This window comes from Paenibacillus ferrarius (assembly GCF_002027705.1).
Classification (GTDB): domain Bacteria; phylum Bacillota; class Bacilli; order Paenibacillales; family NBRC-103111; genus Paenibacillus_E; species Paenibacillus_E ferrarius.
On record NZ_MBTG01000006.1, the window covers coordinates 106,378 to 120,198 of the forward strand.

Genomic DNA, 13,821 nt, shown 5'->3' on the forward strand with positions numbered 1-13,821 from the left:
CAAAAGACTGGTAAATTCATTAGAGCTAGCAAAGGTCTTCCGAGGACCAATAGCGGTCGGTGCATCAAAATCGTTTGGGAACCGATTAGACTACATCGGCTGACTGACATAGATACTAAGCTAAACCATAATCTTTCGCTAAACCGCCAAGACCGTCTCTGTATCCGCTGCCTACAGCTGAGAACTTCCACTCACCTGAATTTCTATATAGCTCGCCTACAACAACAGCAGTTTCAATTGAGAAATCTTCACCCAGGTCAAAGCGAATTAGTTCTTGGCCATCTACTTCATTAATTATACGAACATAAGCATTTGAAACTTGTCCAAAGTTTTGATTGCGCTCTGCTGCTTCGTGAATCGTAATAGCAAAAGCAATTTTATCGATACCTGCAGGAACCGTCGATAAATTAACTTTAACTTGCTCGTCATCACCATCGCCAGTACCTGTACGATTGTCACCATTATGTACAACGGATCCATTTTCATTTTCCTTGTTGTTATAGAAAACAAAGTTTTTTTCGTTATCCACTTTACCTGCAGCGTTTGTGCAAAATACAGAGCAATCAAGATCGAAAGCGCCGCCGCCATCGTATTTATTCGTGTCCCATCCAAGACCTACAAAGATTTTTGCAAGTCCAGGATTTGTTTTTGTAAGATCTACTTTCTGACCTTTAGATAGATTGATTGCCATTGAATGATTACCTCATTTTATTTTGTTTATTATTGGTAACGTTCAGCTAAGTCATCAATACGAGCTGCATGAGCTCCTTCGCCAATTGCATTAAATTTCCACTCGCCATTATTACGATATAATTCTCCCGTAATCAGCGCTGTCATAGTAGAGTAATTGTCAGTTAAATTAAAACGAATCAACTCTTGATTATTGGCAGCGTTCACCACTCGGACATAAGCGGATTTAATCATGCCAAAATGCTGGTTTCTTTCATCAGCTTCATAAATGTTCACCACTACAAGAATCTTATGAACATCTGATGGAACTCTGGCAAGATCAATTGAGATTTGTTCATCGTCGCCATCTCCATCGCCTGTCAAATTATCACCAGAATGCTTGACAGATTTGCAGTCACTGGCAAGGTTATAAAAACATACAACATTATCGAATTTCGCTAACTTGCCATGTTCATTAAGAAGAAGTGCAGAAGAATCACAATCAATGTCTTCATCAATTTCCTTTTTTTGGCCAAAGAATCCATTGGATTCACTTGTCGCTGGATCCCATCCGAGGCCAACTACAAGTTTAGAAAGACCAGTAGTGCCCTTAGTTAAGTCTATTTTTTGACCTTTTACGAGATTAATACTCATTGTCTAGGTCACCTCCTTTCAAGGGAATCAATCACTTATGAAACTAGTAGATCTGCTTGGTAAGCTAACCTTGCAAATTTCGACAGCGAAATTCTCTCTGCATGATACATACGACGGTGTTCTCAAATAGTTCCAAAAAAGAAATAATGTTCAACAAAAATTTATTAGGCATAAGTATATCACCTCTAATAGATCGGAGTGTTGTCCTGGCACCTTTTTGTCATAGGACAAATACTAAAAAACCAAAAGAACCTACCATCATCCAAAGGGATGAAGGTAGGTTCTTCTTCCAATCTTACAAGTTCAAATGCAGCTTCCGCGTGTTCAACATACCGTCCAAACCCGTAGGGTCTTGGCTTACTTTATATTGAACGAAGGTTTCGGCTGCTTCTGAAGTTCGAATGCGGAGCGGCTTGGGCTCCATGTCGACGAGCTTCGCCATGACATCAGCAACGGATTCCGGCGTTTGAGGGACAACATTCCGCTTCGCGAAGGCATCCATATATTGCATCAGCATCGGCTTGTATTCATCTTCTAGAATACCTCCGGTTTGCTGTACATGACCTAGCACCGTGCTGTTGAAGTTAGTTGCAATCGCGCCAGGCTCGAGCAGCGTGACATCAATATTGAAGGTAGGCTTGTAATAAGTGGCCAAGCTTTCCAATAAGCCTTCCACGGCGAATTTTGCCGCGCAATAAATTTCATTGAAGGGTTGCCCGACTAAACCGCCGACACTTGTTGTTGCAATAAGATGACCGCTCGCGGATTTGCGCAGAAGCGGCAGACCTGCACGAATCGTATGCATGACGCCATAGACATTCGTATCGAAGACATGATGGATTTCTTCCATAGTGGCTTGGCCCAATGCGCGAAGGAAGCCAAAGCCCGCATTGCAAAACAGAACATCAATCCGCCCCTCATTCCTGTCGATTTCAGCAAAAGCCTTATCCATCGACTCCGGGCTTGTGACTTCCATTTCCATGAAGTGAAGATTTGCCTGCTGAGCGTACAGAGCTCGATCCCGCTCTACCTGTCTTGTTCCAGCGTAAACCGTCCAACCTAATTCAGCGAATTTCAGTGCCGTTGCCAAGCCGATACCGGAGGATGCTCCGGTAATTGCCATAATTTTGCCCATCTATGATCACTCCAAATGTTGAATTTATAAACTGTTTAATAACTATACAATATACAAAGAAAACAAAATAGTCAAGTTTAAACTGGCAGCTGACAGCAAATAAATCGAATCGGCTTGAATGCCAATTCGATTCTTATCATTTGTTATAGCGGCAATTTCTCCAGCAATTTTTGGAGCTGAGCAAGTTCTTCTGCTGTATAAGGCTTGAAGAGCTGCTCGATTTTGTTATTATACGCCAGAAGAATCTCATTTATCAGCGTATTTCCTTTGTCGGTTACCTGAAGCAGATGACTCCGACGACTTGTCGGATGTGGCTTGCGAATAACTAGGTCCTGTTCTTCCAATTTATCCAACAGCTGTGTAATGGCACCTCGGGTTAATCCGAATTCGTTGGCGATGTCAACAGCGATGCAGTCCGGATGCTTGCGCAGAAATTCCAATGCATACATCATGATCGGCGTTATGTGAAAGGGGGGCAGCACTTGTGTCAAATAGGAGGAGATAGCATTTTTAATTTCGCGAAATTTGTACGTAATGACGAGGTTGTTATCCATGGCTTTGCCGCCCTTTTGTTTAGTTTCTATACATTATAGCAAGAGTGAGGGAGGGATTCCAAGCTAGTGGGATGCGATAGGCCAAAAAAGAGACCCACAGCAACGGGCTGCGGGTCTAAGTTTTATATTTTAAAGGGGGGTTGGTCTTTATTATAACCATGGTTCATTAAAAGAAGATGAAAATCATATTTCATTTTCATTACATTTTTGCTAATGGTAAAATAAAGCTAAGCATGCTTCTACATTTTACATAGCTGCGCAGAGTGGAGGTACCTATTGAAGCACTATTCCATGCGATCCCATTTGACGTTGACTTTCGCGATCGTGGCGATGATTCCGATTTTGATTCTTGGCAGTTTTCAAGTTTCACAAATTATGCATATTACCCAGGAGTCCAACCGGAATCAGCAAATGACCACCTACCGGCTTGGAGATGCGGTTCAAGATTATATGTATTATCACAGGAATGCGGTTGAAACCTTAGCGGCGACGATTACCGCCTCGGATGCGGCCTTTCGAACACGCGAGAGCTTAACACTGAAACTGCAATCCCTGCAAGACAACTTGGCTGGCTTTACGGGCATCTATGTCGTTGATCAAAATGGTGTGATTAAAGCAACCCATTCCGCGGCAAATCAAACGCTGATTGGCATGGATCTGAAAGATCGGGATTACACCATACGGGTGCAAGCAACCCCAAAGACCATTGTCTCTTCGTTGTTTCGCGCCCCCGAGGGAGCCGATCGGCCAGCTGTTGCGATTGCTGTACCGATCTATAAGGCCAACAAGCAGCCTGATGGCTTTGTTCTCGCTGTACTTGAGCTTGCTCCGATTAAGGAGCTGGTTACCAAATACGATTACGGTAAAGAGGCTTATCCGGTTGTACTGGACCATGCAGGCAAGCCGATTTATCATCCGAATGCCGCTTTGACGGAATCTTTGACGAGTTTGTCCAAGGAACCGGTGGTTCTGGATGCGCTGCGCGAGCACAAAGGCGAAGGAACCTATCAATTGAGCATCTCCGGGCAAAAAGAGCTAATCACCTACAAGGTGATTCCTGAAGTCGATTGGATTGTATGGGTCAGCAGATCCAAAGCCTCGGTTAATGCTGCCTTCACGGAATCACTGAGCCTAACGGTGCTGCTGCTCATCATCTCACTCATTCTGACCGTCCTGCTCGGAAGCTATTTGGCGAGACGTTTGAATGGTACGATTCATGCCTTGGTTGGCTATACCCAGCGTCTTGCGGGAGGCAGCTTTGTAGAGCGGGACAGTAAGGCCGTGCCACGTGGCGCACCCTTGGAGCTGCAATTGCTGGCGGATCATTTCTTCCGAATGGCTGAGCAAATCAAAGAAAATCAAGGTGCGCTTCTACAGCTGAACAGTGAACTGGAAGACCGCGTAGAGGAGCGAACCCAGCGCTTGCAGGACGAGCATGCCACATTAAATGCGGTGCTCGAGAGCATGTCCGACGCGATTGTCTTAATTGATGTGAACCAGCAGGTTGTTTATGCCAATCATCGAATGGCTGAAATTTTTGCGATTCCGATGCCAGAGCTGGCGATTATGCAGGAGGATGCACTTTTTGAACGGATTACCGATCTGCTGCCCGAACGCCAAGAGGAACTGCATAAGCTGACGGCAGGGCCCAGAGTTCAGGGGGCGTTTACCGTGCAGACCGAGCATGGCAAAGAGCGCTTTATGATGGTTTCAGCTTTCCAGGTAGCCCGGGATGGGCGGGTTTTTGGCCGCGGGTACGTATGGCGGGATATGACGAAAGAGCATGAAATTGATGCGCTCAAAAATGATCTGATTTCTCTGGCTTCCCATGAGTTCAAAACACCAATCACCAGCATACGCGGCGGAGTAGAAACGCTGCTGCGCGTCGACGCACAGTGGGAAGAAAGCTTTAAGCAGGAGCTGCTGGAAGGAATCCATGAGGATATCGGACGCATTCAGGACCTTATTGACGATTGGCTCGACATTTCCAAAATAGAATCAGGCGCAATGCGCATCAACCCGCAGCCCCTGCGTGTGGAAGCTATCGTGGAAAGCGCGATGAGAAGGCTGCCGCAGCAAGCGAGCGAAGCTCATACGCAATTCGAAGTGCAGCGTGCTGAAGATCTGCCGCTGATTTATGCCGATAAGCTTCGGATGGAGCAGGTGCTCGTAAACTTGTTCACCAATGCGGTTCGATATAATGAGCAGCATCCTATGATCCGAATCACCGCTGGGGCTGATGAGCGATTTGTGCATCTGGAGGTTCACGATAACGGGATCGGTATTTCCGCTGAGCATGTAGATAAATTATTCGATCGCTTTTACCGTGTGGATGTCTCCTCCAGCCGGCAAACAGGTGGAACGGGACTTGGCCTTGCGATATGCAAAGGCATTATGCAGGCGCACGGCGGAGAGATTGACGTTGTGAGCAAGCCTGGCGAAGGAAGCACCTTTAGCTTAGCCATACCGCGGTTCAGAGGGGAAGAAGAGCAGATATGAACAAGAAAAAAATCATGATCGTAGACGATGAACCCAAAATTGTCCGCTTCGTTGCGGCGAATCTCAAATCGTTGGATTTCGAAACGCTGACTTGCCAAAGCGGTGCTGAGGCCCTGGAGAAGGTTGAAGGCTTTGATCCGGATTTGATTCTGCTGGATTTGATGATGCCCGGCATGGATGGGTTCGAAGTGTTAAAAAGACTGCGCTCCTACTCCGGCGTTCCGGTCATTATGCTGACCGCACGCAGCAATGCGACAGACAAAGTGCAGGGGCTGAATCTGGGAGCGGATGATTATCTGACGAAGCCATTCTCGCTTGATGAGCTGTTCGCCCGGGTGAACGCCGTGCTTCGCCGGATGGATGGCCGCATGGCAGCGCCCGTCACGACAAGCGAGATCACGCTTGGTCTTGTGACGGCTAATCTGGCGCAGCGGCGCATCTGGGTTGGGGACACGGAGGTCAAGTTTACGGAGACGGAGTACAATCTCTTCGCTTTGCTCCTGCAGCATGCGGGCAAAGTCATGACGCATGAGCAGCTGCTCAGCGAAGTGTGGGGCAGTGAATACCGCGACGAAGTCGAGTACCTGCGGGTCACGATTGCGCGAATTCGCCAGAAGCTCAAAAGCCTTGCCGAAGGTCAGGAGCTGATTATAACCTACCCAGGAGTAGGTTATATGGCGAAGCAGGACTAGAAGCAGGGATGTGAAGTCCCGAGCGATTGCTGGAAGCGACACCGAAGGAAGCGTCGAAAGAAGCGCCGAAAGAAGCACCAGTAGATGCAACGAAAGAGCATTGAAAGTAACGCCGAAGAAACACCAGTAGAAGGGGAGAAGAAGCATCGAAAGAAGCGCCGAAAGGAGCATCGCAAGTAACGCCGAAAGTAACATCGAAAGAACCACTAAAAGAAGCACCAAAATAAGCACCAAAATAAGCACCAAAAGAAGTATCAAAAGAAGTATCAAAAGAAGTGCCAAAAGAAGTATCAAAAGAAGTACCAAAAGAAGTACCAAAAGAAGCACCAAAAGAAGCACCAGTAGAAGCGGCGAAAGAACCACGCAACACCGAAAGTAACACCAAAAGTAACACCAAAAGAAGCCCCCCTAGGGACCTGGCCCTTCAGCCGCTCACAAAAACTGCAAAAGTGCAGGCTTTTTCAACAAAATCGCCTAAAAAGAGAAAAAACCTGCGATTATGCAGGCTTTTTAATCATTTTCGTCCTTTTAATGAAAATGAGTCCTCAAAAGATGCGCTATCGCAGGAATTTGCAGAAAAAGTCGATTTAGAGGGTGAAAAGCCTGCACAATTGCAGGTTTATCACAATTACATTAGAGGCAGCTCTGTTAGTAGCTGTAAGTGCCCGCGGGTGCTGTAACACGAAAAAGCGAAATTTGTCCATGAGCGATTTCCGTCTCAGGGAGACAGCGATTGTTTGTTAGTGCCAACTCCGTGAAGGAGATCTGCGGAATTTCGATACTCGGTAAGTCATGCACGAGCTGCACATGTATTCCTCTTTTCAGCTATCGGCTCAACAATTGAACATCAAGCGGATAATCAGGCAGCTCCAGTTCGCGGATAGCGCCGGATTGCAGATCAACGACTGTCATCCCGTTCCAGCCAGTATCGGCATAAGTGACACCGCCAGTCAGGTAGGCATAATGACCGTCAGCGCTGCTTGCAACCATCTGATGCATGCGCGTAAGGGGGATGATTTTCTCCGTATAGGTGTTCACATCAAGGACGGTGAGGTTCGGTTTGCCTGTAGCGCTGCCAGCCGCTCCAATGCCGACGATGAGCATCTGCTTGCCGTCAGGTGTAAAGGCAACGCCTTCCTGATGCGTGTTGCCGGTCAGCGGTTTCGTTTCGTACTTGCCGCTGACCGGGTCAAGCACGACGAGCCCGCGGCCTTGGTAAGGCAGAAGCAGATGGCCGTCACCACGAACGACCGCATAATGTGGCTTCTCAAAGCCTCCTCGACCGAAGGGCGCAGCTTCCAGCGTGCGAGCTTTATGAGTTGAGGAATCTACAGCTGTCACCGAGTAAGAATCGTGGTCGATGCTGTACACTTCGCGGCCGTCAAGACTGGTGACGAGGTCAAAGGGACGGATGCCAATAGGGACGCTGCCGATCACGGCAAGCTTCGTGGTATCCATGATTTCAAGCTGGCTTTTGGTGCTACTGCCGGATACGTATACGCCTACGTAGACGAATTTCCCGTCAGGGGAGACAGCAATGCCCATACCCCCTGGACGATATTCGCCATATTGGGGCTTGCCTATTGCCGTTTGATACGGCACAAGCGCTACTCGTATTCGCGACTGCGTATCAACGACAGCGATGCCCTCCGCTGTAGAGACATAAGCGCGATGATTCGGTCCTTCTGCAATTGCAAAAGGAGCTTTGCCGACGATTAGTTTCTCAAAGTGACCCGTAGCTGGGTCTAAGAAAGAGATATAGTCACTTTTGGAGTGAGTAACCAGCAGGATTGGGGCTTGTGCTGGGTTTGTTAATGCTATATTTTCTTCGGTTGTATTCACAGTTGGCGTTGAAGCTGACGTAGATGTAGATGTAGATGTAGATGTAGATGTAGATGGTAATGTAGATGTAGATGGTAATGTAGACGTAGATGTGGTTGTAGATGATGTTGATATTGAGGTTGATGCTGACGGCGTTGCTGTTGGCGCAACAGAGGATGCCGCATTAGGAATAGAGCTTGTCGCCGTTACTTCAGTGGAAGCAGTCGCTATTGGCGAATTTGGGCTGACTCCAGTGGACGCATCAGAACGCACTCCACAACCGGCTAATACAACTAACAGGGTGAACAAAATCAACATATAACCGAATGGTTTATTTGCAAACAACACAGGCTGTCACCTCATTTTTAAAGTTATGCAACAGGGCTTTCACGGATTTCTCCAGATTCATCGCGGGGAGCGGGGCCATAAACGAGAAAAGAGCACCTTTTCCAAGGCACTCTTTCCTCTGCATTCAGAATGTTACTTTGCTAAAGTGACAGATGCTCCTGGAGTCGCTGTCGCCCAGTTACCAATTGGAGCAACGGTATAAGCTGTACCTGGCACTAGCTGAGCATTATTCAGCAATGCGAATGTGCCTACAGCTCCTTTACGCGAGGTCAACGTATACTCAGCTGTCAAAACCGTGCCATCTGCAGCGGTTAGACTCACTCGGCGAGAAACAAAAATCTCATCTTTCGGATCTTCTGAAAGGGTAACGGCAACCGTCTTGGCATCTACCGCGGCTGCGGATTGAATAGTAAGCGGAGCAATTTCTTTGGCCGTAAAGGTTGGATTTGCTATGGTTGCCCAGTCCGCTGAAACAGTGTAAGTCACGCCAGGTTTGAACGTTGCGCCATCTGGAAGTATAAATTTAGGTGCCTGTCTGCCATCCGTAGCTTGGGTGAAAAGCAGATAATTCGCAGTCATCGGGGCTCCGCCCTGAGGCGTGATTTGCACCTGACGGGTGCGCATAGATGAAAGAATTTGATACGTTGTTCCGTTATACTTGTTCGTCTCATCGACGATGAAAGCGCCAGGTCGGCTCTTGCTGTAAGCGGCAATGACATATCCATAGTCAGCAACACCGTCTGCAAGATGGGATTCCACTTCGAAAACATCATTGGTCACTTGGTCCGTGGATTTCAGGGCGATTTTCTCAGTGCTCGCTGTGAATGTTCCGGCAGGCTGACCTTTATAGGTTAGTGTGTAGGTTGTCCCTGCTTTTTGAGTCGGAACCGGAATAAGGTAAGTGGAAGTGGAGCCTGTTTTGAGTCGTGGAACGTTGCTGATCGCCAGGCCATTGTCAAAAACAAAGTTTTTGGAAGCGGGCTCCAGCTCTAATTCAGCCGTCGGAATCGGCGCCGAGAAGGTAACTTGCAGCGTAATGGCATTCAATGCCTGCAGCTTGGTCACTTGAATTGGCGCTATTTGCTGCGCTTCAACAATCAAAAGAGCGGCTTGACCGCGAGTCACTTGACTGCCTGTGAGCGAAGCGAAGCTTGGCAGCTGCTGTACAGCTGTTTTTTCTACTTTTAACACGTTGACAATCCATTCGGACAGTTGGTCTGCAGAGACGGATTGGGTTGGTTGAAATTGTCCGTTAGTCCCTTTCATGATGCCAAGAGAGCTGAGCGAAACCGCATAATCATAAAACCAATCGGCTTTGGCAACATCTGTGAAGCTGTTAGCTGCTGCCGCATTCAAATTCACATGAAACGCCAGAGAAATCATTTTAGCTAATTCTGCGCGAGTTACCGATTGATTGGGCTTGAAGGTATGGTTCTCGTAGCCAGAGATAATTTGCTGCTGAGCTAATTGTTCAATCGCGGTCTGTATTTGAGCAGAGCTGGCGGAATCAGTGAAAGGACTGGCGGCAAATGCGTTAAACGGAACAATAGCGGACAAACCTACGGCGGCTGTAATGGTCAAAACGGCTAGTGCTTTTTTGTTGTTTTTCATCTATAACACTCCTATTCGATATTAAGTTTTGTTAGCGTGCTGTCGTCTACAAGAACAAGCTTACACGTCAGAGCATTACAATCGAATAAAAAATCAGGCATCCACATTACAAAATCGTAAAAATGAATGGTTGCAGTTTTACACATGGAGAGACGAGGAGCTTCTTTTGCTGCATCTGCATTTTTACATTTTCACTTCCAAAGTAGAAAGATAAAGGCCCTACAACTGTCAAAGATGCGAGTGAGGGCTCAGATCTTTAACGGCTGTAAGGCCATTTTGAGGATGAATATGGAAATTAACTAGCGAAAGTATCTCGCTTGCTGTCTTGTTGAATGATGCTGTGTGAAGAGGAACCCGTGAGTCTTTGCGGCGGAAAGATCTGACGAACAGAAGCTACAATAAACGCGGCCACTGCGGCTTTGATCGCATCGCCAATTAGGAAAGGATAGCAGCCTTGTACCATTGCTGTAGCAAACGTATAGGCAGGAACTTTGTACATCAGCCAAGGAACTCCGGCAAGGTAGAGCAGTAAAGAACCGAATATTTCAAGAACAAGGAAAGTAGAAATGAATCCTATTACACCGTTTTTCACGCGAATACGAGGTAAAATTAGACCAATTAATAGAGCTGAGAAAGGCCAGATCATGATAAAGCCTCCAGTGGGACCAAGGACAATGCCAATTCCGCCACTCCCATGCAGCATAGGGAAGCCAAGCGCAGTAAGGACTACGACGAGAGCCATACTAAGAAAGCCGTATCTGGCGCCCAATAAACCACCGGCTAGCATAACGGCTAGCGTTTGCAAGGTAATTGGTACAGGGGAGACTGGGAGTGAGATTTTGAAAAAGCTGAATAAGACGAGAAAAGCTGCAAAAAGTGCACTGAAAATAACGCCGCGCAAAGTAAGTTTCATATTGTTCATCGCTCCTGTTTCTGTTATTGTTAGGTTATTGTCAACCTTATGTATTTGCGTTAGTTTACAATCAACAATCAGATAATAGCATATCTTTTGGGAAAGTGGAAGGAACAATTTATATATGTCAAAAAGAGAGATTTTAGCTTCATTACAGCAAGCTTCGGTTGTTTATCGAACAGAATCGGGAGAAGGCCGGCGTGTATGGTCCGACGTTACTATGGACATTTGCAAGGGAGATTGGATCGTAGTTATAGGTCCAAACGGCAGCGGCAAGAGCACTTTAGCCAGTGTACTGCTAGGGTTATGTTCGCTATCCAGCGGCGGGATGGAGCATCGTCAGAAGTCTCTCGTCACCCGAGGTGTGCTGCAAATTCCAGACGCACAATTCGTAGGAGACACGATTAGGGAAGAGCTGGACTATGTGCTGCCCCAGCGGAAATTCGAGGCAGAATCGCTTGCTGCATGGTATGCAGAAACGTTGTCGGCTGTTGGATTAACACTCCCTATCGAGCGATCGTTGAATACGCTGTCCGGCGGACAAAAGCAGCTGGTGAATCTAGCGGCAGCACTTGCCGTGCAACCTGAGCTTCTTATCTTGGATGAACCTACAGCTATGTTGGATCCGGCAGCAAGGAAAGAAGTAAGACAAGCTGTAAGAGAAGCTTATCAGCGAGGGACTACGGTGGTGTGGATTACGCATCGTTTGGAAGAAGTGGCGGATGCTACGCGGGTCATTGGTTTCGGCGAAGGCCGGATATCGTTTGAGGGGGAGCCGAGGGCATTTTTTTATGGCGAAAATGGGTACGATCTTCCCGTTGTGACACCTTGCATGGAGCTCGGGCTCGATGCGCCTTATGTCATTAAGACAGCGATAGGTCTCTTGCAGCAAGGATGCCGCTTGGGATTGCTCCCTCTTAGCATGGAAGAACTAGCTGAGGCGGTGGCATCATCATGGGCCTAAAGCTCACGGATATTCGGGTGCAAGCTCCCGATGACCCCAGCAATGATCTATTGAAGGACATCCAATTTGATCTGGCTGATGGATCGGTTACGGTGTTGATCGGACATACAGGATCAGGAAAATCAACACTTTTGCAAGTTATGGCGGGTATCCTTGAGCCTACTGCAGGAGAAATTACGCTAGATCAGCAGCCTTTGTGGCAAAAAAGGAAAGTCAACCAAGCTCAGCTGCTTCGGCTGGGCTTGACGTTCCAATTCCCTGAGCAGCAATTGTTCGCACGCAGCATTCGTCAAGAATTTGCTTACTCCCTGCGTCCTTATAAGCTGGAGAAGGCAGAACGAGAGCGCCGTATGACTGCGGCATGTGCCGACCTCGATCCGCATGGCGTCTTCGTCATGGATAGGTCGCCTTTTGCGCTGAGCGGCGGCGAGCAGCGCCGGCTCGCGCTCGCCACAACTTTCGCCACAGGGCCGGACTGGCTCCTCATGGATGAGCCAACCGCCGGCCTTGAGGCGGCGGCCGTCCGCGAATTGCTGCGCCTTATTCGCGAGCGGGAGCGTGGCGGCTTCGTCATCGCCACCCACGATCTGGACACGTTCCTGCCGTTGGCAGACCGTGTCCTCGTGCTAGACCGCGGCGAGCTCGTCTTCGACGGCACGCCGGAAGCCTTGTGCCGCGCGCCGGAGCTGCTGACGCGCGCGGGAGTCGGCCTCCCGAGCTGCGCGGAGGCCGCGGCCGCGATGGCGCGCTATGGCATCGCCGTCGCGCCAGACCTGCTTACGCCGGCGCTTGCTGTGCCGGCGATCGTCGCGGCGCTGCGCGAACGCGGCAGCATTGCTCCGGCGCCGCGCGCGGCAGCGCCGAGCTCAGCGGCCACGCGCGAAGCGAGCGTGGCTTCGCCGCCGCCTCAGGCCGCGTGGCTGCGGGTCGACCCGCGCGCGAAGTGGCTGCTCTACCTGCTGCTCGTCATCGGCACGATGCAGCAGCAGCAGTGGAGCGGCCTCGCGGCAGCAGGCCTGCTCCTCGGCTTCGCCTTTCTCGGCCTGCCGCGTGCGTTGCTTCGCGGCAGCTGGAAGATCGCGGTGCCATTTCTGATCTTTATGGCACTTTCGATCCTGCTGGCCGGAATGGATTGGACCACGCCAGAGGGACAGTTCCGCCTGGGCTACTCTATGGAGCGCGGCTGGAGCACAGCATTTACCGTGACCCGGTTGTTTCTGGTCATTTTGGACGGCTACTGGTTAGCGGTGACGACACCATACGGACAGCTCGTCGAAGGGCTGAATTGGGCCTTGAGATATTTCGGCAAAATGAAGCTCCCCGTCGCCTCCTTCTCCTTAGCCGTGTCGGTTATGTTTCGCTTCATACCGATGATACTGCGGGAATGGCAGCGATTCTCAGCCATCGTCCGAGCGCGGGGCAAAGCCGCCATTCGCCCGGGTACGGTAAGATCGCGGGATATCCCAGCGCTCGTTGTTCCTTTGCTGCTCGCCATGTTTCACAATGCGGAGCAGCTGACGGTTGCTATGGAAATGAAGCAAATCGACGGAAACAAGCTGCTTCTGAAGAAAAGCACGCTGAGCTGGAAGCGCAGAGATAGCTTCTGTGTCGTTCTGGGCGTTGTTGGTTTTGGACTTCTTATTTTGGTCCGTCAATAGGTGGGACTGATGCTGAGGCAGGGTAAGGCATGGAATGCGTGGAATGCGTGGGGATGATGCATGTATGTATGGGTAGCGGAAATGCAAAGTAAGACAAGGCGTGAAGTTCGTGGAATGGAGTTGGAGGGGCGGGTCCAGCATAGAAGGGCACGTGAGAGCATGAAATCGGCTGCTAGAGCGATGTGCAAAGCAGTGAATTATTGGAGGATGGAGATTCCTCGGATCCTACTAGCGCCGAAGCTGAAACGGAACTACGATACGCTATTTCCGAGAAAAATGGCAAATTAGACTCGAAACGGAACT

Annotated in this window: 13 protein-coding genes; 4 read left to right on the top strand and 9 right to left on the bottom strand. The window is 49.0% G+C overall.

The window, feature by feature from the left end; genetic code table 11:
• Nucleotides 1-115 precede the first annotated feature (115 nt).
• The 4 genes from BC351_RS07795 to BC351_RS07810 all read right to left on the bottom strand — a co-directional run bounded on the left by BC351_RS07795 (nucleotide 116) and on the right by BC351_RS07810 (nucleotide 3,012).
• Nucleotides 116-691 (bottom strand): TerD family protein, encoded by a 576-nt coding sequence (locus BC351_RS07795; RefSeq protein ID WP_079410400.1) that lies wholly within the window; start codon nucleotides 689-691, stop codon nucleotides 116-118.
• A gap of 29 nt (nucleotides 692-720) precedes the next feature.
• Entirely contained in the window at nucleotides 721-1,323 is a 603-nt protein-coding gene (locus BC351_RS07800) for a TerD family protein (protein ID WP_079410402.1), read from the bottom strand.
• Between the two features lie 295 nt (nucleotides 1,324-1,618).
• Complete coding sequence (locus BC351_RS07805; RefSeq protein ID WP_079410404.1) at nucleotides 1,619-2,458, bottom strand: SDR family oxidoreductase; 840 nt, start codon at nucleotides 2,456-2,458, stop codon at nucleotides 1,619-1,621.
• 143 nt (nucleotides 2,459-2,601) lie between these two features.
• On the bottom strand, nucleotides 2,602-3,012 hold the full coding sequence (locus BC351_RS07810; protein WP_079410406.1) for a MarR family winged helix-turn-helix transcriptional regulator: 411 nt from the start codon (nucleotides 3,010-3,012) through the stop codon (nucleotides 2,602-2,604).
• A gap of 276 nt (nucleotides 3,013-3,288) precedes the next feature.
• On the opposite strand from BC351_RS07810, the gene BC351_RS07815 reads away from it, so the two are divergent.
• Both BC351_RS07815 and BC351_RS07820 read left to right on the top strand, forming a co-directional pair.
• A complete protein-coding gene (locus tag BC351_RS07815) occupies nucleotides 3,289-5,511 on the top strand; it encodes a sensor histidine kinase (RefSeq protein WP_079410408.1) in 2,223 nt (740 codons plus the stop codon).
• The gene (locus tag BC351_RS07820; protein WP_079410410.1) at nucleotides 5,508-6,203 is read left to right on the top strand and encodes a response regulator transcription factor; all 696 of its coding nucleotides are present in this window, start codon (nucleotides 5,508-5,510) and stop codon (nucleotides 6,201-6,203) included. Before BC351_RS07815 ends, BC351_RS07820 begins: the two co-directional genes overlap by 4 nt.
• Here the strand turns inward: BC351_RS07820 and BC351_RS42095 are convergent.
• The 5 genes from BC351_RS42095 to BC351_RS07850 all read right to left on the bottom strand — a co-directional run bounded on the left by BC351_RS42095 (nucleotide 6,160) and on the right by BC351_RS07850 (nucleotide 10,896).
• On the bottom strand, nucleotides 6,160-6,600 hold the full coding sequence (locus BC351_RS42095) for a hypothetical protein (protein ID WP_158082011.1): 441 nt from the start codon (nucleotides 6,598-6,600) through the stop codon (nucleotides 6,160-6,162). The two genes, BC351_RS07820 and BC351_RS42095, sit on opposite strands and share 44 nt — an antisense overlap.
• A 251-nt stretch (nucleotides 6,601-6,851) precedes the next feature.
• Entirely contained in the window at nucleotides 6,852-7,010 is a 159-nt protein-coding gene (locus BC351_RS42100; protein ID WP_158082012.1) for a hypothetical protein, read from the bottom strand.
• Between the two features lie 18 nt (nucleotides 7,011-7,028).
• On the bottom strand, nucleotides 7,029-8,369 hold the full coding sequence (locus BC351_RS07835; RefSeq protein ID WP_208629649.1) for a YncE family protein: 1,341 nt from the start codon (nucleotides 8,367-8,369) through the stop codon (nucleotides 7,029-7,031).
• 135 nt (nucleotides 8,370-8,504) lie between these two features.
• A complete protein-coding gene (locus BC351_RS07845; RefSeq protein WP_079410418.1) occupies nucleotides 8,505-9,983 on the bottom strand; it encodes an S-layer homology domain-containing protein in 1,479 nt (492 codons plus the stop codon).
• A gap of 295 nt (nucleotides 9,984-10,278) precedes the next feature.
• Nucleotides 10,279-10,896, bottom strand: coding sequence for a biotin transporter BioY (locus BC351_RS07850; protein WP_079410420.1), 618 nt, complete (start codon nucleotides 10,894-10,896; stop codon nucleotides 10,279-10,281).
• A gap of 124 nt (nucleotides 10,897-11,020) precedes the next feature.
• On the opposite strand from BC351_RS07850, the gene BC351_RS07855 reads away from it, so the two are divergent.
• Both BC351_RS07855 and BC351_RS07860 read left to right on the top strand, forming a co-directional pair.
• A complete protein-coding gene (locus BC351_RS07855; protein WP_079410422.1) occupies nucleotides 11,021-11,860 on the top strand; it encodes an energy-coupling factor ABC transporter ATP-binding protein in 840 nt (279 codons plus the stop codon).
• Nucleotides 11,851-13,518, top strand: coding sequence for an ATP-binding cassette domain-containing protein (locus BC351_RS07860; RefSeq protein WP_079410424.1), 1,668 nt, complete (start codon nucleotides 11,851-11,853; stop codon nucleotides 13,516-13,518). The genes BC351_RS07855 and BC351_RS07860 overlap by 10 nt, the downstream gene beginning before the upstream one ends.
• Nucleotides 13,519-13,821: the final 303 nt, after the last annotated feature.